Raw genomic sequence first — 19451 nt, forward strand, 5'->3', positions numbered from 1 at the left:
TCTTACTGCCCGGCAAATAGCGGGATAAAAAAGCGATTAGGACATGTCTCCTAATCGCTTTGCCAAATAAAAAGCTGATTAAAAATAATATCTTTAATCAGCTCTCTATTATCTATGAAATTATTCTTCAATTAAATTAGACATTACATATGCATACACTAATGCTTCTGTATGCGCAATAGAACTTTCATGCGTACGTTCAAATGCGTGGGAAGAATCAATACCCGCTCCAATTAACCCATGTTTCACATCAAATCCCGCGCGAATCGCAGCTGATGCATCAGATCCGTAGTACGGATAAATATCTACTTTATATTCAATATGATTCGTTTTCGCAAGCTCTACTAAATGTTTGCGCAGTGCATAATGATACGGGCCGCTAGAGTCTTTTGCACAAATAGATACTGTATATTCATCAGATGCTTGTCCATCACCTAACGCTCCCATATCAACTGCTAAGTATTCAACAGTTTCTTCTGGAATGTTAGAGTTACCACCGTATCCAATCTCTTCATTATTAGAAATTAAGAAATGCGTCGTATATGGTAATGTTACGTTTTCATCTTGTAATCTTTTAATTAATTTTAATAAAATTGCAACACTTACTTTGTCATCTAAATGACGTGATTTTATGTATCCACTCTCTGTAATTTGAACGCGCGGATCAAATGAAACGAAGTCTCCTACTTCAATTCCTAATTCGCGTACTTCATCAGCTGAAAATACGCGCTCATCAATACGAACTTCAATATTTTTCTCATTGCGTTTTGCTTCACCTGCATCTTTATATACATGTACAGATGTTTGATGCATTAAAATCGTTCCTGTATATGTCTTGCCACTTGATGTTTCAATTTCGCAATATTCCCCTTCTACAGAGTTCCAGCGAAATCCACCAATCATAGAAAGACTCAGGCGACCATCAGGCTTAATTTCTTTCACCATCGCACCTAACGTATCAACGTGTGCCGTTAATAAGCGGTGCTGTGCATCATTTTTCCCTTTTACCGTTAAAATAAGAGCTCCCTTATTATTACGTTTCGTTTCTACGTTCCACTCACTGACATAGTTTTCAATGAAATTAATAATTTTTGCTGTATTTCCAGATGGACTTGGAATAGAGACAAGCTCCTTAATCAGTTCCATCGTTTCTTTCGTATGGTGTGCCATTGTCGTTTCCTCCTCATTTTCTCTACTATTCAGTATACAAAATTCGCCAGAAAACCTCTACTTATATGGCCTAATTTTCTAAATTGTAGTAAAATTCTTTTTAGTATACAAAAGGAGCCCTGAAATATGAATATATCAAAAAAATATATACACATTGCACTCATTTGGTTTTTAGCATCATTATTTTGTTTACAAATCTCTTATGCCATTCATACTACTACTTCTATTACAATCGGCTGGATATTAACAGCTATCTTCTTCATTATTAGCTTCATTGCAACAAGAAAGCATAGCGTTACTCAGTAACGCTATGCTTTTCCTATAAAACTATTCTTCTGAAACGTCTAATAAATAAATCCCTCTTTCAAATCCACCGCGCTCTATCTCTTTTTGCTTACGAAGGCGTTCTACATCTTCAATCGATGCACCTTCTGCACGTGCTAATGAGATGATAACTTCTAGCGCATCCGCAAGAGAATCTAGCGCATGTTCTCGTTCTTTCATAGAAGCAAATTCACGAATTTCTTCCGTTCCAATTTTCGCTAAAGCTTGTATGTATGCTTGACCTGTTAATTTTTGTGCTGTATATGTTTTTCCAGACATTAAAATCTTCTCTGGAACACGATCTCTTACTAACTTGTTATATGCTGACATCATTCATCCTCCTATATTTAATAACATCCGAGCTCTGCTTTATAGAAAAACCATTTTTTCTTCACGCACGCACTTAACATATCAATTCCTGATCCATGTGCTCTTACATGCCGAAAGAAATAGTGCTCTAAGTTTTCTTCCTTACCATATAGAGTTTGGTACTCATCTGGAATCGCTTCTTTTTTCACATCTTTTTCTTTCGTCACCCCGTCAGAAAATGCAACACTTGGATGTCCCTCAAAAAATAACGCAGTCCGAACTGCCAAAGATGGTGTACTATGCAAAACAGAATATGTAAGCAGAATAATAGTGATAACACCAATTATTTTCTTCATGTATTACTCCTAAAAAAAAGTGCTAACACAATTATACTAAAATGTGTTAGCACTTTCTCCCCTTTATCCCGAATTAACGAGCTAATAATTAGTGAGGAATGGACAAACTTTATTCCCCTTTAAATGCTGGTAAACGTTTCTCTAAAAACGCAGCAATTCCTTCTTTATGATCCGCTGTTTGTCTCATTGCATATTGACCACGCTTTTCTAATTGCAATGTTTGCTCTAAATTAGAGCGATTTACTTCACATAAAATTTGCTTCGTTTGAATCATTGCTTTAATCGGTTTTTGTGACCATTCATTAATTTTCTGTTTCACAGCCGTTTGGAAATCTTCGCCGATTACTTCATCAATTAAGCCGATATCAAGCGCTTCTGTCGCTGATAACTTCTTACCTTCCCAAATAATTTGCTTCGTCATATTTTCACCGACACGCTTTTGAAGGAAGAAATGACCGCCTCCATCTGGAATTAAAGCGATTCCAATAAAGTTCATTGCAATAACAGATGATATATCCGCCATTACATAATCAGCTGTTAACGCAATACTTAACCCAAGACCTGCAGTCGGTCCATGAATTGCACTAATAACAAGCTTTGGCATCGTATATAATGTCACGACAACTTCAGAAATGGTATTCATAATGCCATCAAACTTACTTTCATCATTACTTGAAAGCATCGATTTAATATCCCCACCCGCAGAAAAACCACGGCCGTTCCCGCATAACACAACGATATGCGCAGAACTTTCCGCTACTTCTTTCAACTTTTGTAATAACTCTTTTAAGGTCGGCTCATCCAACGCATTTAACACCTCTGGGCGATTGACCATAACCGTTGCAACGTGGCCTTCATATTTCACAACGACAGATTCTGTTTTACTTGTTATTTCCATTATATATACCCCTCTTTTCTCCATAAAGATTATACTTATATAATTATAGAAAACCACTGAAAAATCCTTCTTTTTTCTCAATTTTCTGTCTAATAATCTCGCAATTTGTACATTTACCGTATAAAACATACAATTCCGTTGAAAAATATAGAAATTAAAGTCGGTTTATCCATGCTTTTCATCTATTTACCATTACAATGAAATGGTGTATTCTTAAGTTTGATAAAAAACAAATATTGAAATTCATTCGCCTTACTATGTAAAAAAGGCTTTATACCCCTATTTTAGGTGTTGTAATAAAGGAATGAAGAACTGGAGGAACATATGGTTAATAAGTTGAAACAAACGGATAACTACTTCCCACATTTCCTATTGCTATTCATTGTGTTTCAACCAATTTTAGATTTATTAACATCTTTTTCAATCTATATACTACACATGAGCGCAACAGTTGGAGTTGTAGTCCGTTTCGCCTTTATGCTTCTTGCATTAGGGTACCTACTTCTTCATCACAAACAACAAGATGCGAAAAAGTACATCCTCTATTTATGCTTACTCGGAATCGCACTCGCAATTGGTCTTGTAAATAATATGATGGTTAAATCTCCAGTTTCATTTGGAGAAGAAGTTAAATTCATCTTAAAGAGCGTATATCCAATTGTGCTACTGTTTGGATATATTATCGCCTTTAAAGAGCTAAAAAATAAAGAGTATGTATTTCATAAAATCATTACATATTTCTTATATGCAACTTTAATTTTAAGCATTACAATGATTGTCGCAATGCAAACTGGAACGGATTTCCCAAGCTATCCTCACTCAAAAATCGGTTCAAGAGGTTGGTTCTTCGCTGGAAATGATTTAAGTTCTCTTTTCGCCATTATGTTCCCAATCATTGTCTTATATTCGATTCATAAAACAACTTCTTTCTCGAAAATATATTACTGGATTCCAACAATACTTGCGATGTATGCAAGTATTATGGTCGGAACGAAAGTCGGATATGGCGCAATTGTTATTACATTAGGCGTAGCACTTTTCTTCTCATTCATTGAATATATGATAAATCGTAAAAAAGAAGGAAAAGGATTCACACATATTGTAAATACCGTTGTTGTCGCAGTTATACTAGGAGGTTTAATCGCTCTTACACCGCATACTCCTATCGCAAAAAATATGGGCATTCACATGCAAATATACGAATACAAAAAATCAGTGCAAGAAGAGAAAGATCGAAAAGAAGGAAAAGTAATTAAAGCAGATCCAGAAGATGCAAAAAAACATGCAAAAGGTGAACTTACAGATTCTGAAGTAAAAAGTTTAATTTACAGTGATCGCGACAAATTCTTAAAAACATACAAACAATACTATAAAGACGCACCGCTTTCACAAAAACTATTCGGAATGGGTTACGCTGGTAACTACACAGATAAAATTAAATTAATTGAAATGGACTTCCATGACCTATTTTTCGCCTTTGGAATTGTCGGTTTCCTTATTTACTTAATACCTCTTCTATACTTTGGTATTAAATTATTTATCCGCATGATCACAAACTTTAAGAAAATCATGAAAGTAAAGTATATGCTATTAGCGAGCACACTCATTCTATCACTTGGCATTGGCTTTATGTCTGGCCACGTATTAACAGCGCCATCCGTTAGTATTTTCTTCGTTGTTATACTCGCTTATATCATTGTTGATTTTGAAATTGAATAAAAAGAAGGTGCTACGAAATATTAGTAGCACCTTCTTTTTTATTTAATTAATGTTTTACGTATTCTAAACTTTCTTTTGCAATATACGCTTCTGTTACAGTAGGATTATCTGAAATAACTTTAACCCACGCTTTTCCATTTATTATCTCTTCACCAGTAACTGTGACAACTACATTTGTATTTAAACGATACAGTCGCTCATTTGATATACTAGGATTCTTTTTCACTTCCACGTTATTCATCACACGTGCAAGTTTGTACTTGTTGTATTCTTTTTTACCTAAATAAGAATCAAAACGGTTCATATGCCCCGCTACTTTTTTACCCCAGTTCGCATCAGATGCATATTTCGCATTTAAACCAGCAGCTTTATCACCTGTATATGTTGCTGTATAACGCCAATGTCCTGGATTTAAATATCCTTCATTCATGTATAATTTTGCTGCATGTTCAATACAATCTTCTTTTGAATTGAATGCTTCTCCGTTACCATACGGACTATCGTCTGTTGCTTTTAAACCAAATAAATTATTTTTGTCTTTTGCAAGAGCGCTTGTTCCATAATAACTTTCATGAATTGCTAATGAATATAAGAATAATGCATTTACATTATACTTGCTTTCTACTTCTTTAAATTTCTTTCCTAAACCAATTAATGGAGAGTCTGGTTTAATCGATTTCACATAACTATCTAGTTGTTCAGCTGTATAATCTGTTTTCGAACGTAATGATAAATAATTGAAATATTGATAGAAAGTTTCGTCTCCAAATGTCTTTCCATCTACACTATACATTTGCTGTCCTTGCTTCATGAAAGAAGGTGCCACACCATATCTAAATTCTGTATATCCAGGTGAACTTGTATTATATGTATAATATTTATGGTATAAATATCCATCCGATTTCACATAATAAGACGACTGTTTCATTTCATTTGTAGGAATTAAAGTGATTTCATTCTTCTTCACATAACCTGTCAAACCAGAAAGTTGAACTTTCACACGATCTTCGCCAACTTCTAACACTTTCAATTCTGTTCCATACTGAATATACGTATATACTGTTGACAAATTCTCATCATAAATATTAATGATGTTTTGCCCAGTTATTCTTTTCGCACTTGCAAAACCATCTTTAATCCATAAAAATTCGTTCTCGTATTTTACCGCATTCATACCTTTATTTTGAGCAGCCGTAACCGCTTCTTTATACGTATTATAGCGCTCTACTTCTTGCTCTGTTCCGTTTTCTCTTACATTTGTCACAACATATTTCTTAGTTTCTACAGGGTTGCTATTTCCGTTTTTTTCAATCGTCTGAAGCATACGATCCAACATAGCTGAAGCCATCCCTCTTGTAGCTGATAAATGTGGTCTAAATGTATTATCTTCTGGATACCCTTTAATAATTTGAGTAGCCACCATAACTTGTACATGCTCTTTATAGTTAATACTATCTTTATCAGTAAAGGTAAGCGGGCTTACAGCTACTTTAATATTTTTATAGTCTAACGCTCGCTTTACCATTATCGACATTTCTTCACGTGTAATCACATCATTTGGTGAGAATGTCTCGTTCGTACGACCATTAATAATTTTCGCTCCATATGCTCTACTTACACCATCATATAAACCGTAAGTCTTCGGCACATCCTCGAAATTCGAATCAGCTTTCGGTAAATTTAAAGCCCTTGCTATGAATGTAGCAAACTCTGCTCTTGTTACTAATTTATCAGGCGCATATACATTGTCTCCATACCCCATTAAAACTCCTTTAGTAATAAGTGAGCGCATATTCGTCTCAAACATATGTCCTGTAATATCATCATTTGCCGCATAACTTGAAATAGGAGTTAAAAGTAATGATCCCGTTAATGCCACTGCTGTTATACCTTTTGAAAAAGTCTTCAAGGTTATCCTCCTCGTAATCTACGAATTTATTATCACAAATTTGATTATATAATAATCACAATCATTTTAGCATAATAAATAGGAATTAAAATAAAACGTTTTTTAATTAGAATTTTCATTAAATTCAAAACAAAATAAAAGGCACTTTACTTTTTTAATAAAGTGCCTTTTTCCATATGATTAATGAGTTTCTTTGTTGCCTGTTTGCCTTGCAACCGAAGCTCATCTATTGTCAATTGTAACTCTTGCTGCACAGTTCCTTGTTGCATTAATTGCTTTTTCGCAATTTCATATAAATACTCAGCACTCCATTCGCCATCCACACTCCCTATAACTGGCTGATTCACTTGACTTAAAAACGAATCAATTTTCGGATCGTATGAAATCCCGACCATTGGAGTTTTGGCTACGGCAGAAAAAACAAGTGCATGAAGACGCATACCAATTAGTAATGAACATTGTGATAAAATGAATATTTTCTCGTCGATATCCATTTTATACGGAAGCATATACGTCTCTTCTCCCATTAAGTCTACTACTTCACGCGAAGCTTTTTGATCAAATGGCTCATGCATTGGAACAAATAGAATTTGGTATCCTTCTTGCTTTAATTTTTTTAATGCCGCAGCTAATTTTTTTATATAATCTTCTTTTGCATTCCAATAACGCACACTAACCGCAATTACTTTTCCATGTATCGAATGCTTTTGCAACCAATCCGATTGTTTTGTCCGTTTCCATGTTAAAACAGGGTCTGGAACAATTTCAATATCGTTTTTTATGCCAAGTTCTTTTAAATATAAAAACGAATCCTCATCTCGAACTGATACATAGGAAGCTTTTGACAAGTTCCATTTTACTAATAGACGATTATATCCTTTTGTAATTGGACCTATTCCTTGTGAATAAATATAATACGGCTTTTTTAATAATCGAGCGAGTCCCATAATACCCGTATAATATAGAATACTCTTCGTACTTGTCTGATCTTGAAGAAGGCTCCCGCCACCGCTAATGACTCCATCACTGTTTTTGATTGCATGATAAACAGCTTTTATATCCCAGCGATCTACCGATTCTACACCATACATTTTCTTTGTATATTTAGAATCATTTGATAGTACTACTAGTTCTATATCCGGGTTCTCTTTACTTAACGATTCAATAATTGATTGTAGAATCGCCTCGTCTCCAACATTATAAAAACCATAATATCCTGATAAGACTAAACGCACCCTAAATCTCCTCCAAAACTAGGTAACCGTTTATTTCATCTAACATAAACTGGTACCCATTCCTTACCTAAACACTTGATACCCTACATAGTTTCCTCTTTATCAGTTCATATGAATTATAATAAAAAATTAAATTTCTATATTTATCTTTTCAAAAATGGTATTTTGTTTATTGATATCCATTTTAATTTCAAAGCACATACACCATACAAAATGGTTGTAATACTTAATGCTATACCACTGAATAATAACGTCATAATTCTTGAAGTTGTAACATCTATCACATTACATAATTCATACAATCCTAGTCCCAAAATACATGCTATTGCTAGCACACCGAAAAAGCTTTTTAAATGAATAGAATAGGCAATATAGCTTCGAATATACAAATGATTTACAATACAAATCAATACGTAAGTAATTAATGTACTATACGCCGCTCCATCTATGCCAAACTTCTGCACGAACATCATGTTTAACATGACTTTCACACAACTCGCACCAATAACAATCCATGCAGCTTGTGCAGAACGGTTAATGCCCTGTAAAACACCTATTGATAATACCATAACCGCAGTAAAATACGAACTGCCAATCATAACTGTTAACATACTACTGCCTTTTACGTCTGTGAACAATCCGACATTTAACGGTACGGTTAATGCCATCAACCATATTGTTAACGGTGCTGTCAAAACATGCGCTAGTCGATTTGTATTTTGAATTGTTATTTTCGCCAAATTTATATCTCTTTTGGCCAATGCGGAAGTTAAGAGTGGTATTAACGGAAATACAATTGCACTTGCAAAAATAACAATTATTTGCGTGAATGCAAAACCGCGACTGTATATTCCAAATTGTTCTTGAATTTCTGTTGATGATTCTTGTAATACATGCGGTATTGTAAGCGAGTCTACTAAATTTAAAAGTGGCATTGATAAAGCTCCGATAGCGATTGGGATCGATACCCGCAATATCTTTTTGCCGTTTTCTCTTAAATCTCGGAGCGAATAGGAATTGCTTTTATTGTAGTATGGACTTCTATTATATTTTATACGCAAATATATAAGCGAACTAATGACTCCAAGAAAAGAGCCAACCATCGCACCACTAGTAATAACAGTATTACTCTTATCCCATGATACTAGTATGTAAGCAATTATTAACATAAAAAACACACGTACAAATTGCTCAATGACCTGTGATACCCCTGTTGGTTTCATATCACCGAAACCTTGAAAATACCCTCTATACACCGCCATGTATGGCGCAATGAGTAATGCTAATGAAGTAATAAGCAACGGCATTCTAGTTTCTTGTCCACCGAGCATATTCGCAATTTCAATAGAAAATAATACAATGACTAAACAGCCGAAAACGCCAAATGCTATCCCAATAATTGACGCTGATTTAAATAATTTCGCAATTTCCTTTTGCTTATTTTTTTCGTTCAACTCTGCAATTAGTTTCGAAATTGCAAGTGGAACTCCGGCTACCGATAATGTAAGAGCAATCATATATACAGGAAAAACAAGGCGAAAAATACCGAGCACTTCATCTCCTGCAATATTTTGTAATGGAATTTGAAAAAAACTACCAAGCAATTTTGACAAAAAAGTTGTAATGGTTAAAATTGCTGCTCCTTTTACAAATGTTTTATTCATATTTTTTCTCTTTTCTTTTATACATATACTCTCAAACATATTGTTTTAAGCGATAGGGATTCATTTTATCCCATTGGTTATCATAACAAATTTATTATAGGTTGAATACTTGGTTTTTTTTTCAAAATAGAAAAGCGAACCCATTTAAGCCTGTCTCTTCACAATATTTTTCTAATTCCTTCCATTATATATGTACACACTATAAGCGTTTCTGTTACGCCAAAAGAGCCCTTCCTCTCTGTCACTGCGTACATATTACTAAAAACATTATAAAAACATCCCACAACTCTACATTATAATTTATGTAAAATTGTGAGATATTCTAATTACTATCTAAACACTTAAGATTTTCAATTGCTCTTTCTGTTCATCGCTTGCCATTACTGCGATTGTTTTTTCAATACTCGGATGTACTTGCTCAAGCTTTACACTTGCTCCTACTTTATTTGATTGCTCAACAAAATTTAATAATGCCATAGCTCCTGATACATCCATATAACGCACATCTTTCATACGTAAAACAACCGGTGACTTCACATCTTGTAAAGTAGAGAAAATACGATCTACTGATAGGAAAGAGAGCGGCCCTTGAATTGTGTACGTTTCTTCTTTTTCTTTTACGATAGAAGTTTTACGTTCTTTACATTTCACCATATATATGATGAACGAAAGAATAATACCGAAGGCAACAGCAATCATTAAATCGAACTTCACCGTTACAATCATCGTTACGAGCATAACAACGACATCACCTTTAGGAGCGACATGCATCTTTTTCATGCTTCCCCAATCGAACATTCCAATACCAGTTAAAATTAAAATACCTGATAATACAGCAAGTGGAATATATTGTACGACCGAACCAAGACCCATAATAAAAATAAATAAGATAACACTATGCATACATGCCGAAAGTGCCGTTTTACCGCCACTTCTTATATTCACGATAGACCTTACAGTCGCACCTGCACCTGCTAATCCGCCAAACAATCCGCTCATCATATTACCGATACCTTGTCCAACGAGCTCTTTATTACTTTTATGACGTGTACCTGTCACATTATCCATTACGACCGATGTTAACAACGAGTCAATCGATCCTAATAAAGCAATACTAAGCGCTGGTAAAATAAGTGCTGCTATTCCTGTTCCACTTAAAGATGGAATATGAAGCGTAGGTATCGCTTCTGGAATGGTTCCAATCTTTTCAATTACTTTATTTAGTGAAAGATTTCCGATAATCGGTAACTTTACTGTAAGTCCTTCGAGTAGAGAAGAAAATAAAGGAAGCAAAGCTGTCACACCGACTAGTGCTACTAAACTAGACGGAATCGCCTTAATCCATTTGCCAGAAACAATCATTACAATAATCGTTAACACAACAAGTAAAAAACTATTTTGTACGTGCTTTATTTCGCCTAAAATAATGATTAATGCAATACCATTCATAAATCCTGAAACGACAGGATACGGAATATATCGAACGTAAGAACCGAGCTTACATACACCGAATAAAATTTGAAATAACCCTGCCATCATAAAGGCAATAAAACTTGCCTCTAACCCGTGCGTCGCAATAACTCCTGTTGCAATAACGGTAATTGGTCCAGTTGGCCCTGTTACTTGCCCAGGTGTCCCGCCAAATAACGCTGCGAATAAACCTGCAAAAATCGCACCATACAATCCAACAAGCGCTCCCTCAGACGTTCCTGTCGCGGCAATACCAAATGCAATCGCAAGTGGTAACGCAACAATCGCGACAGTAAATCCTGCTAAACATTCCTTTGCTATTTTTTGAAACATAAAAAAACCACCTTTGTATAAAGTCCATGTTCCATTGTACACCTAAAAAGATACATTCGTTAGCTCACTTTTTACATTCTCGTGACGTAAACGTATTCAACGAAAAGTTTTCCCCTTATCTTTGGAAACAATTGCAACTATGCTATAATGAACAAATTAAATCTTTTACTATATACTTGGAGGCACTATGCTAACTTTTGAAGAAAAATTATCGATTATTGAATCTTTCCCAGAACTAGAAAGAAAGAACGTATCATTAAAACGTGTAAACTTCCACTTTGAAGAAAGTCGTTTAGATAAAAAGAACGTTGTATTTCATTTACACCCAAATGGAAATGGATTTGTATATGCAAGCGGTATTAAAGGTTATAAAACAGATGATAAAGGCATGGTTAACATCCGTGAGTTTTCAGCAGAGGAGTTACGTTCAGTAATTGAGAAATCAATTGACCTTCTATCACAAGAAGAGGTAGTAGCACCTGTAGAACCTGCGAAAGAAGAAGAATGGCAGAACGAAGATGGTCATATTCTTACTCTTATTTCAGAGGATGACATGTGGAACGTGTACGCTGGTGTAAACTTAGACGGTACATTCAACTCTTATCCAGAAGCTGCGGAATACCTTGATGAAGAAGGCTTTTCACGCAAATAAAAATAGAAACCTATTTCATTCAACGACTTTTATAGTAATCAAAGAAGACACTTAAGGTGTCTTTTTTTGTTATATAAACTCCTTTCTCACACTATCTCTACTAATTTTCATAAAATGATTCAGAGGAGGTTTATATGAATACAACTGCTAAATTAATAAATTGGAAAGAACATGGCGATATGATTATTCTAGAATGTGAATTAAATGGAAAACGCTTCGAGATATCAACATATAAACAAAGAATATATAATGCACACCTTTTATCAGCTGACGTTTATATTCGTTTAGACTCATCTGATAATATAATTGGAATAAATATTTATAAAAAGTAAGAAAAGCCCCCTATTCCGTAGGCGGGCTTTATCTTTATTACACAACATCAGAGTATACTCTCTTTTTTTCATACAGTTTATGTAATTATACATATTCATCAAAAATACACTAAATGAATATTACATGTAGTAAAATATAACTTGTGGGCACGTTCTATAAAGCAGATTCTTTTAAAAGGCGTAACATATCAATTATTATAGGGGATGTGGCGTCACTTCAATATTGATCTCAAATCTCTTGTCTTTTGTGAACTAACAATCTAGTGTATATAGACGATTCTGCTTTATAGTATGTGTTTACACTCATAACAAAGGGGTAATGGTAATACGGATAGATTCGTATGAAATGAAATGGTTCAAGTCGGAGAGAGGCACCTTAAGGTGTCTTTTCTTTTTGGACATTACATCCATTTTGTTTTTCCACCTTATTTCAAATGCACTAATTAACCTTCACCAAGAAGAAACGAGAATTAACAAAGATATTGTTTCTTCTGTTTAATACAGAAAAATGAAGGATACCCCATAGATATGGGGTATCCTTCATTTTTTATTTTTTCGCACCTTTCAATGACTCCCTCAGCACAAACTTCTGCAACTTCCCGCTCGCATTACGAGGAAGTTCATCTACAAATAAATAATGACGCGGACGTTTATAATCTGCTAGTTCATCACTTTCTTTGCAATACGTTTCTAAATCAGCTTCTGTTATTGTTTCATCTTTCTTCACAATAACCGCCACAACACGCTCTCCCCATAATTCATCTGGCTCACCAAGTACGGCCACATCTAATATACCTGGATGACTATGAAGGAAATCTTCAATTTCACGAGGATAAATATTTACGCCACCGCTAATTACCATATCATCAACGCGATCAGCAACGAATAAATAACCGTCTTTATCAAAATAGCCTAGATCACCCGAATGATACCATCCTTTATACATCGATTTTTTATTCGCTTCTTCACGATTATGATAGCCAGCCATCATAGTTGGGCCACGCAAAATAATTTCTCCCACTTCATAAGGAGGTAATACATCCTCTGGTTCTGCCGGTGCATCCTCGTTCGGTTTCACAATACGAACTTCATGGCTAAAGCATGGCGTGCCTGCTGAACCAGCTTTCGTAATTTGATCCTCCTCTACGAGAAACGCAACAACTGGCCCCATTTCTGTCATTCCGTATATTTGAACAAGATCAATATAAAGACGTTCTTTACATTCTTTTACTAACGCCGGTGCCATTGCTGCTCCGCCGTATATACCAATCTTCATCGAAGTTAAATCATACTGAGCTAAATCTTTTTGCAACAACATATTCCACATTGTCGGCGCTGCAAAGAACGTCGTAATCTTTTCTTCTTGAATCGTATGTAATACTGTTTCTGTATCAAAATGATGCAAAATAACATTCTTTCCGCCAACTTGAATGCGTGGTATGATTCCAGCGTTTAATTCACCACAGTGATATAAAGGCGCAACGACAAGCCCTACACTATCTCTATTATATTTAAGGAAATACGTACAAATCATACTATGCTCAGTCATTTCGCGATGACGATGTAATACGCCTTTCGGATGACCTGTCGTACCGCTCGTATAAAGTATTGAACAATAATCCATTTCATCAATTTCGATATTTACTTTCTCAGAAGATGCTGCATTCACTTTTTCATGGTAGGAACTTGCATAGGAAGGTTTATCGTTTTCTATAGACCAAAAAGATGTATTTGGAAAATCTCTTTCAATTATAGCAACAGTTGACTCAACTGCTTTTTCAAAGACAACGACTTTCGAGGATGCGTCCTGAAGAATATAAGATACTTCTTTCGCCTTTAAGCGGAAATTAATCGGGTTAAAGATCGCTCCGATTTTCGCACAGGCTAAGTAAACGTTTACAAATTCACGGCAATTATATAAGTAAACAGATACCGTATCTCCCTTTCTTACTCCGTCTTCTAATAGAGCGTGCGCTGTTTTATTTATTTGTTCATCCCACTGTTTATACGTCCAGCGAATATTCTTTTCAGGTTCCACTAACGCCTCTTTATTCGGATACTTACCAACTGATAAATCAAAAATTCTCCCTATCGTCATGTACATGCCAACAATTTCCCCCTTTTCTCTTTCATAAATCTATCATTTCGTCCATAAGTAGACATTGTCCTTTAATGATTTGACTAATTTTTCTGATTATTATCGACATAGTTTTACATACGGTACCGCTAGACGGTAAATGAAATTATATCGGCGATTTTCCAGATATATCGACCGTAACTTGAAATATATCAGCGATTTTCAAAATATATCAGCGCAACTCGAATTATATCAGCGATTTTTCGAATATATCGACTTACCGACAAAAACTGACAAGATATAATCGGACCGCCCGTTACTGCAGGATAAAAAGAGGTTGTTCCAACTCGGAACAACCTCTTTCTTCTTATGCAAATAGCTCTTCTAAAATTTTCAGTTTATCTTCTGTATATTTCACAAAGCCATCGTTATATGATTTTGGATCTTTCGGATTTGCGAAGTGCGTAATTGCTCCCGTCTTCGGATGAACAAATTTACTTGATGCACCACAACCAAGTCCGATAATTGATTGTACTTCTTCCATAATGACAATGTTGTAAATACTTTCTTGCGTCGGCATTGCATAACCAACGTTCTCTAAGTTACCTAAAATATTCTTTTGACGATATAGGTAATATGGTACGTAATTATGCTTTTGCGTCCACTCTTCTGCTTCGTGCATCATCGCTGTAATTTCTTCGCGACCTGCTACTTTATATTTACGTTTGTTTTGCGTCATTTCAGAAGCACGTTTAAATGATAACGTATGAACTGTTAATGATTCTGGCATTAACTTTTCTGTTTCATCTAACGTATGCTTGAAGATATCTAACCCTTCACCAGGAAGACCAATAATTAAGTCCATATTAATATTGTTCATTCCCATTTCACGAGCTAAATGGTATTTCTCAATTGTTTCTTCTACAGTATGATGACGTCCAATTGCTTTTAGTGTCTCTTGATGGTATGACTGTGGATTAATACTAATACGGTCAATGTTCCATTTATTTAACACTTCTAGCTTTGCTGGCGTAATTGTATCTGGGCGACCTGCCTCAACTGTTACTTCACGCACATTTTTCACATCTGGGAACGCTTCATACATTTCTTCATACAGCATATCCATCTCTTCTGCTGTAATACTTGTAGGTGTACCTCCGCCGTAATAAATCGTCGTAACTTTTACACCTTTTTCTTTTAAAAACTTACCAATTTCACGAACTTCATAATGTAAACCACCTAAGAACGAATCAACAGACCCTTGGCGTCCATTAATCGCATAAGCCGGGAATGTACAATATGCACATTTCGTTGGGCAGAACGGAATACCGATATAAATACTTACTTCTTCTTTCAAACGGTATAAATCTGGAACAACTGCTAATTGGCAATCAACAATGCGCTGAAGAAGTTCAATTTTCTCTTCATGGATTAAATAACTTTCACGAAGCTCTTGATGCGCTTCTTCTTTTGACATACCATTTTGAAGCATTTTATGAAGAAGTTTCGTCGGACGTACTCCCGTTAAAATACCCCAGCTTTGTTCAATACCAGTTAACTGCTGAAGAACAGAAAGATATACATAAGAAACAACGTGTTTCACTTGCTTCATACGCTCTTTTTCATCTGTGAAAGCAGATAAATCTTTCGAGAATGTTTCTTCATACACATTTCCTGTGCTAACATCCGTTAATTGAGCGGATGCTTTCACATTATCCTCAATGTGTATATCAACGATAAGATTTGCTTCCTCTTGTTCAAATCCAATCGTACTATCTTCAAAAAATAAGCCGCCAATATTTTGTAGCGGACGTAAAAAACGATCATCTTGTAACGTTTTAATTGAAATTAACAACATTATCACCTTTTCATTTGCAAACTCTCTTTAGTTTACTTGAAGGGCGTTTACAGGTCAATACAGAAGGTTTTACCTGTTTCTCTTACATTTTTTCAAATAATTCTTTTTATGAATATCGCTCCTGTATATAGACATCATCATTTTCTCTTGTTAAAATTTATTAGTACTAAAATCGATACATAGTGAAAATACAATATAAAAAGGAGGAATGTTAACACTAGATTCCATAATCTAATGTGTTAAAAAAAATATGAAAAAGAAATTTTATAGTGTTTTAACTCTCTCTCTTGCATTACAAACTGTTCTTGCACCTACTTATTCATTTGCAGAGAGTGCTGAAAAATCCGCTGAAGTATATACGGAAGATCAAGTTTTTAAAAGTATTAAAGAGCATGTTAATGAGCATAGTACTCATGAAGAAGATATCGAGGTTACTGGTCAATTCCTACTATACACTTCAAAAAAACATTCATTATATACCGCGAATGATTTAAAAAACAAATCGAATATCGAGATTACAGAACAAGTCGTAACGGCGACAAAGAAAAAAGGAAATGCTTATTACATAACGACGCCAACTGGCGCTGGATGGATAGATAACAATGATAATAGCTTAGAAGTTCAAGAGATTCATAAACTATCTAATCAAAAATTAATCGTAAAAGAAGAAGCTTCCATACATGCCCTTCCGTTCCAATCATTTAAAGAAGAAGGGAAACTACAGCCACAAGTCATAACTCCTACTGAACAAGCTGGAAATTGGTTTAAAGTCCAAATAAATGAAACAACAAAATGGATTTATGCACCTTCTGCTACATTTGAAGGTACAAAAGCTTCATTATTAAAAAACAGTCGTACTGCTAAAAATAGTTTATTGAGATCGCCAGAAGCTCTACAAACAAACAATATTTATGGCGTTACATTTAAAGAAATGATTGTCCCAAAAGGAAATGACGATATTCGCCCTGGCTACCCGATGGTACCTAAATATATTACGATTCACGAAACAGCTAATACAGCGAAGGGTGCCAATGCTCTAAATCATGCAAAATTCTTAGATAATCAAGCACGCGGAACAGCTGATCGCGCCGCATCTTGGCATTTCACAGTAGATGATAAAGAAATTTATCAACATCTTCCAGTAAATGAAGTTGGATGGCATGCTGGAAATAAAACTGGAAACTATGAATCTATCGGAATTGAAATTGCCGTTAATCAAGATGGAAACTATGAAAAAGCGGTAGAAAATGCCCGTAAATTGGCAGCTTATTTAATGAACGACTTAAATATTTCTCTAGATAAGGTCCAAAAACACCAATTTTGGTCAGGAAAAAACTGCCCTGCGTTTATGATTCAACGCGGACAATGGGATGCTTTCTTAAAAGGAACTGAAACATACTATAAGGAAAATCAAAAAAATCCCATAACTGATGACATTACAGGTGGATGGTATGAACAAGACATTCGTCAATTAGCAGCTAGAGGCATTATGCAAGGAGAAGGGAACGGCAAGTACTTCCCAGAACGTCTTGTAACGCGTGCTGAATTTGCTACACTAATTACTCGTGCTTTACAATTACCAAGTGGAAATGCTAATTTCACAGACTTAGAACAAGTACACCCATCGTTAAGAGACGGTATTAATCGTGCAGCAAGCGCAGGTATAATCCGCGGACGTGGTGATAATACATTTGATCCAAATACTACAATTACACGCGAAGAAGCTGTTATTATGATCGATCGTTCTCTAAAACACGCTGGTATTTTTGCAAAACAAGTTGAACTACCATTCGTAGACCAAAACTTAATTTACGCTAAAGAAGAAGTACAAAGAGTGTATGGATATGGAATTGTAAAAGGTAATGAATTTAATCAATTCGTACCAAAAGGACCATCACAACGTGCACACGCAGCTGCATTTATAAACAGAATGCTTAGCGTAATTGAAGCTTAAAATATTTATCTGTATTAATTTAAAAGGCATCAGAGATTGTATAATCTCTGATGCCTTTTATACATCTTTTAACTATTTTTAGCCATGAATCTTAAACGTATGCCTAATAGCAGAAGCATAAAACCGATGAATGGAACGTAATTCGTATTGTGTCCTGTAGCTGGAAGTTGTTGATTATTAGAAGAACCTTGTCCTTTTTCTGGTAAATTAGGTTTTTCTACTCCCTCACCTGGTTTTTCTGTTCCTTCACCCGGCTTCTCTGTTCCTTCATCTGGCTTTTCTGTTCCTTCATCTGGCTTTTCTGTTCCTTCACCTGGCTTCTCTGTTCCTTCACCTGGCTTCTCTGTTCCTTCACCCGGCTTTTCTGTTCCTTCACCCGGCTTTTCTGTTCCTTCACCTGGTTTTTCCGGACCTTTTTCTGTATCTTTTTTATTTGTAATTTGAAGCTTTACAACTTCAATTTTTTCATTAGAAATCGTAAATTTTATTTCCTTATCGGATAAAGTATATCCTTCTGGCGCTTGGATTTCTTTTAAAGTGTAATCTCCTGGTTCTAACTTCTTAGAAGTCGCTTTACCGCTCTTGTTTGTTGTTAATGTGTCGATTTTTGTTCCGTCTTTCCAAATTTCAAACACTGCGCCTGCTAATATTTTATTTGTATTATTAGCGTCTACCTTTGTAATTTCTAATTGACCTGTAATTTCTTCTTTCACTTTTTCATTCATAACTTCTTGTTTTACTACTTCATTTGCTACAACATTTACTTCTACTGTTACTTCTAACGCTTTATAACCTTCCGGCGCTTTCGTTTCCTCTAACGTGTACTTTCCTGGCACTAAGTTTTCGAATTTCACAACACCGTCTTTATTCGTTGTTTTCGCTTCTCCAACTACTTGACCAGCTTCGTTCTTTAATTTAAATTCTGCACCTGCTAGAACTTTTCCACTCTCTGCATCCTTTTTGATTACTTGTAAGCTTCCTAGTTCTTTCGCATTTTCTACTTGTACTTCTACTACTTTGTCTGCTTCCACAACGACTTCAATTTCTTCTTTTAACAATTTATATCCTTGTGGTGCTTTCGTTTCTTTTAATGTGTATGTTCCTGGTTCTAATTTCTGAGAAACTACTTTACCAGTTTTATCTGTTCGTAACGTATCTACTTTTTTACCATCTTTATACACTTCGAATTCT

The 19451-nt window shown here is 35.1% G+C and carries 16 protein-coding genes; 5 read left to right on the forward strand and 11 right to left on the reverse strand.

What is annotated here, in order from left to right; all coding sequences use genetic code 11:
• Window positions 1-120 precede the first annotated feature (120 nt).
• Complete coding sequence (locus HMPREF2590_RS15685) at window positions 121-1170, reverse strand: M42 family metallopeptidase (RefSeq protein ID WP_004418359.1); 1050 nt, start codon at window positions 1168-1170, stop codon at window positions 121-123.
• Between the two features lie 126 nt (window positions 1171-1296).
• Between HMPREF2590_RS15685 and HMPREF2590_RS15690 the strand changes: the two genes are divergently transcribed.
• A complete protein-coding gene (locus tag HMPREF2590_RS15690) occupies window positions 1297-1476 on the forward strand; it encodes a hypothetical protein (RefSeq protein ID WP_001027085.1) in 180 nt (59 codons plus the stop codon).
• A 21-nt stretch (window positions 1477-1497) separates the two neighbouring features.
• On the opposite strand, the gene HMPREF2590_RS15695 is transcribed toward HMPREF2590_RS15690, so the two are convergent.
• From HMPREF2590_RS15695 to HMPREF2590_RS15705, 3 genes are all read right to left on the reverse strand, one after another.
• Complete coding sequence (locus HMPREF2590_RS15695; protein WP_001277350.1) at window positions 1498-1824, reverse strand: nucleoside triphosphate pyrophosphohydrolase; 327 nt, start codon at window positions 1822-1824, stop codon at window positions 1498-1500.
• 17 nt (window positions 1825-1841) lie between these two features.
• A complete protein-coding gene (locus HMPREF2590_RS15700) occupies window positions 1842-2159 on the reverse strand; it encodes a hypothetical protein (protein WP_000720152.1) in 318 nt (105 codons plus the stop codon).
• A gap of 109 nt (window positions 2160-2268) precedes the next feature.
• Window positions 2269-3081, reverse strand: coding sequence for an enoyl-CoA hydratase (locus HMPREF2590_RS15705; protein WP_001999174.1), 813 nt, complete (start codon window positions 3079-3081; stop codon window positions 2269-2271).
• 300 nt (window positions 3082-3381) lie between these two features.
• On the opposite strand from HMPREF2590_RS15705, the gene HMPREF2590_RS15710 reads away from it, so the two are divergent.
• Window positions 3382-4776 (forward strand): O-antigen ligase family protein, encoded by a 1395-nt coding sequence (locus HMPREF2590_RS15710; RefSeq protein ID WP_003312733.1) that lies wholly within the window; start codon window positions 3382-3384, stop codon window positions 4774-4776.
• Window positions 4777-4822: 46 nt separating this feature from the next.
• On the opposite strand, the gene HMPREF2590_RS15715 is transcribed toward HMPREF2590_RS15710, so the two are convergent.
• From HMPREF2590_RS15715 to HMPREF2590_RS15730, 4 genes are all read right to left on the reverse strand, one after another.
• Window positions 4823-6685: an S-layer homology domain-containing protein gene (locus HMPREF2590_RS15715; protein WP_000847506.1), complete on the reverse strand. Its 1863-nt coding sequence runs from the start codon at window positions 6683-6685 to the stop codon at window positions 4823-4825.
• A gap of 146 nt (window positions 6686-6831) precedes the next feature.
• A complete protein-coding gene (csaB, locus tag HMPREF2590_RS15720; RefSeq protein ID WP_001241602.1) occupies window positions 6832-7920 on the reverse strand; it encodes a polysaccharide pyruvyl transferase CsaB in 1089 nt (362 codons plus the stop codon).
• A 143-nt stretch (window positions 7921-8063) separates the two neighbouring features.
• Window positions 8064-9584, reverse strand: coding sequence for a putative polysaccharide biosynthesis protein (locus tag HMPREF2590_RS15725; RefSeq protein WP_001043995.1), 1521 nt, complete (start codon window positions 9582-9584; stop codon window positions 8064-8066).
• A 333-nt stretch (window positions 9585-9917) separates the two neighbouring features.
• The gene (locus HMPREF2590_RS15730) at window positions 9918-11387 is read right to left on the reverse strand and encodes a SulP family inorganic anion transporter (RefSeq protein WP_000486650.1); all 1470 of its coding nucleotides are present in this window, start codon (window positions 11385-11387) and stop codon (window positions 9918-9920) included.
• Window positions 11388-11574: 187 nt separating this feature from the next.
• Here HMPREF2590_RS15730 and HMPREF2590_RS15735 point away from each other — a divergent pair, with 187 nt between their 5' ends.
• The gene (locus HMPREF2590_RS15735) at window positions 11575-12039 is read left to right on the forward strand and encodes a hypothetical protein (protein WP_000954998.1); all 465 of its coding nucleotides are present in this window, start codon (window positions 11575-11577) and stop codon (window positions 12037-12039) included.
• A gap of 134 nt (window positions 12040-12173) precedes the next feature.
• A complete protein-coding gene (locus tag HMPREF2590_RS15740) occupies window positions 12174-12371 on the forward strand; it encodes a hypothetical protein (protein WP_001098258.1) in 198 nt (65 codons plus the stop codon).
• 547 nt (window positions 12372-12918) lie between these two features.
• On the opposite strand, the gene HMPREF2590_RS15745 is transcribed toward HMPREF2590_RS15740, so the two are convergent.
• Window positions 12919-14475, reverse strand: a complete 1557-nt coding sequence (locus tag HMPREF2590_RS15745) for a fatty acid--CoA ligase (protein WP_000281979.1) — start codon at window positions 14473-14475, stop codon at window positions 12919-12921.
• Window positions 14476-14815: 340 nt separating this feature from the next.
• Window positions 14816-16306, reverse strand: a complete 1491-nt coding sequence (locus HMPREF2590_RS15750; protein WP_002164625.1) for a coproporphyrinogen III oxidase — start codon at window positions 16304-16306, stop codon at window positions 14816-14818.
• Between the two features lie 250 nt (window positions 16307-16556).
• Here HMPREF2590_RS15750 and HMPREF2590_RS30005 point away from each other — a divergent pair, with 250 nt between their 5' ends.
• A complete protein-coding gene (locus tag HMPREF2590_RS30005) occupies window positions 16557-18260 on the forward strand; it encodes an S-layer homology domain-containing protein (protein WP_000726529.1) in 1704 nt (567 codons plus the stop codon).
• A 68-nt stretch (window positions 18261-18328) separates the two neighbouring features.
• Here the strand turns inward: HMPREF2590_RS30005 and HMPREF2590_RS15760 are convergent.
• Window positions 18329-19451: MSCRAMM family protein (locus HMPREF2590_RS15760; protein WP_141763543.1), on the reverse strand; the 1123-nt coding region annotated here is incomplete at its 5' end.

The sequence above is a fragment of the Bacillus sp. HMSC036E02 genome, assembly GCF_001836235.1.
GTDB classification, from domain to species: domain Bacteria; phylum Bacillota; class Bacilli; order Bacillales; family Bacillaceae_G; genus Bacillus_A; species Bacillus_A cereus.

What these genes read in the sequence shown, in the direction of transcription:
- HMPREF2590_RS15710 (WP_003312733.1), top strand. Translation starts at nt 3,382, where the DNA reads ATGGTTAATAAGTTGAAACAAACGGATAACTACTTCCCACATTTCCTA.
- HMPREF2590_RS15700 (WP_000720152.1), bottom strand. Translation starts at nt 2,159, where the DNA reads ATGAAGAAAATAATTGGTGTTATCACTATTATTCTGCTTACATATTCT.
- HMPREF2590_RS15740 (WP_001098258.1), top strand. Translation starts at nt 12,174, where the DNA reads ATGAATACAACTGCTAAATTAATAAATTGGAAAGAACATGGCGATATG.
- HMPREF2590_RS15685 (WP_004418359.1), bottom strand. Translation starts at nt 1,170, where the DNA reads ATGGCACACCATACGAAAGAAACGATGGAACTGATTAAGGAGCTTGTC.
- HMPREF2590_RS15750 (WP_002164625.1), bottom strand. Translation starts at nt 16,306, where the DNA reads ATGTTGTTAATTTCAATTAAAACGTTACAAGATGATCGTTTTTTACGT.
- HMPREF2590_RS15730 (WP_000486650.1), bottom strand. Translation starts at nt 11,387, where the DNA reads ATGTTTCAAAAAATAGCAAAGGAATGTTTAGCAGGATTTACTGTCGCG.
- HMPREF2590_RS30005 (WP_000726529.1), top strand. Translation starts at nt 16,557, where the DNA reads ATGAAAAAGAAATTTTATAGTGTTTTAACTCTCTCTCTTGCATTACAA.
- HMPREF2590_RS15690 (WP_001027085.1), top strand. Translation starts at nt 1,297, where the DNA reads ATGAATATATCAAAAAAATATATACACATTGCACTCATTTGGTTTTTA.
- HMPREF2590_RS15735 (WP_000954998.1), top strand. Translation starts at nt 11,575, where the DNA reads ATGCTAACTTTTGAAGAAAAATTATCGATTATTGAATCTTTCCCAGAA.
- HMPREF2590_RS15705 (WP_001999174.1), bottom strand. Translation starts at nt 3,081, where the DNA reads ATGGAGAAAAGAGGGGTATATATAATGGAAATAACAAGTAAAACAGAA.
- HMPREF2590_RS15745 (WP_000281979.1), bottom strand. Translation starts at nt 14,475, where the DNA reads ATGTACATGACGATAGGGAGAATTTTTGATTTATCAGTTGGTAAGTAT.
- HMPREF2590_RS15695 (WP_001277350.1), bottom strand. Translation starts at nt 1,824, where the DNA reads ATGTCAGCATATAACAAGTTAGTAAGAGATCGTGTTCCAGAGAAGATT.
- HMPREF2590_RS15725 (WP_001043995.1), bottom strand. Translation starts at nt 9,584, where the DNA reads ATGAATAAAACATTTGTAAAAGGAGCAGCAATTTTAACCATTACAACT.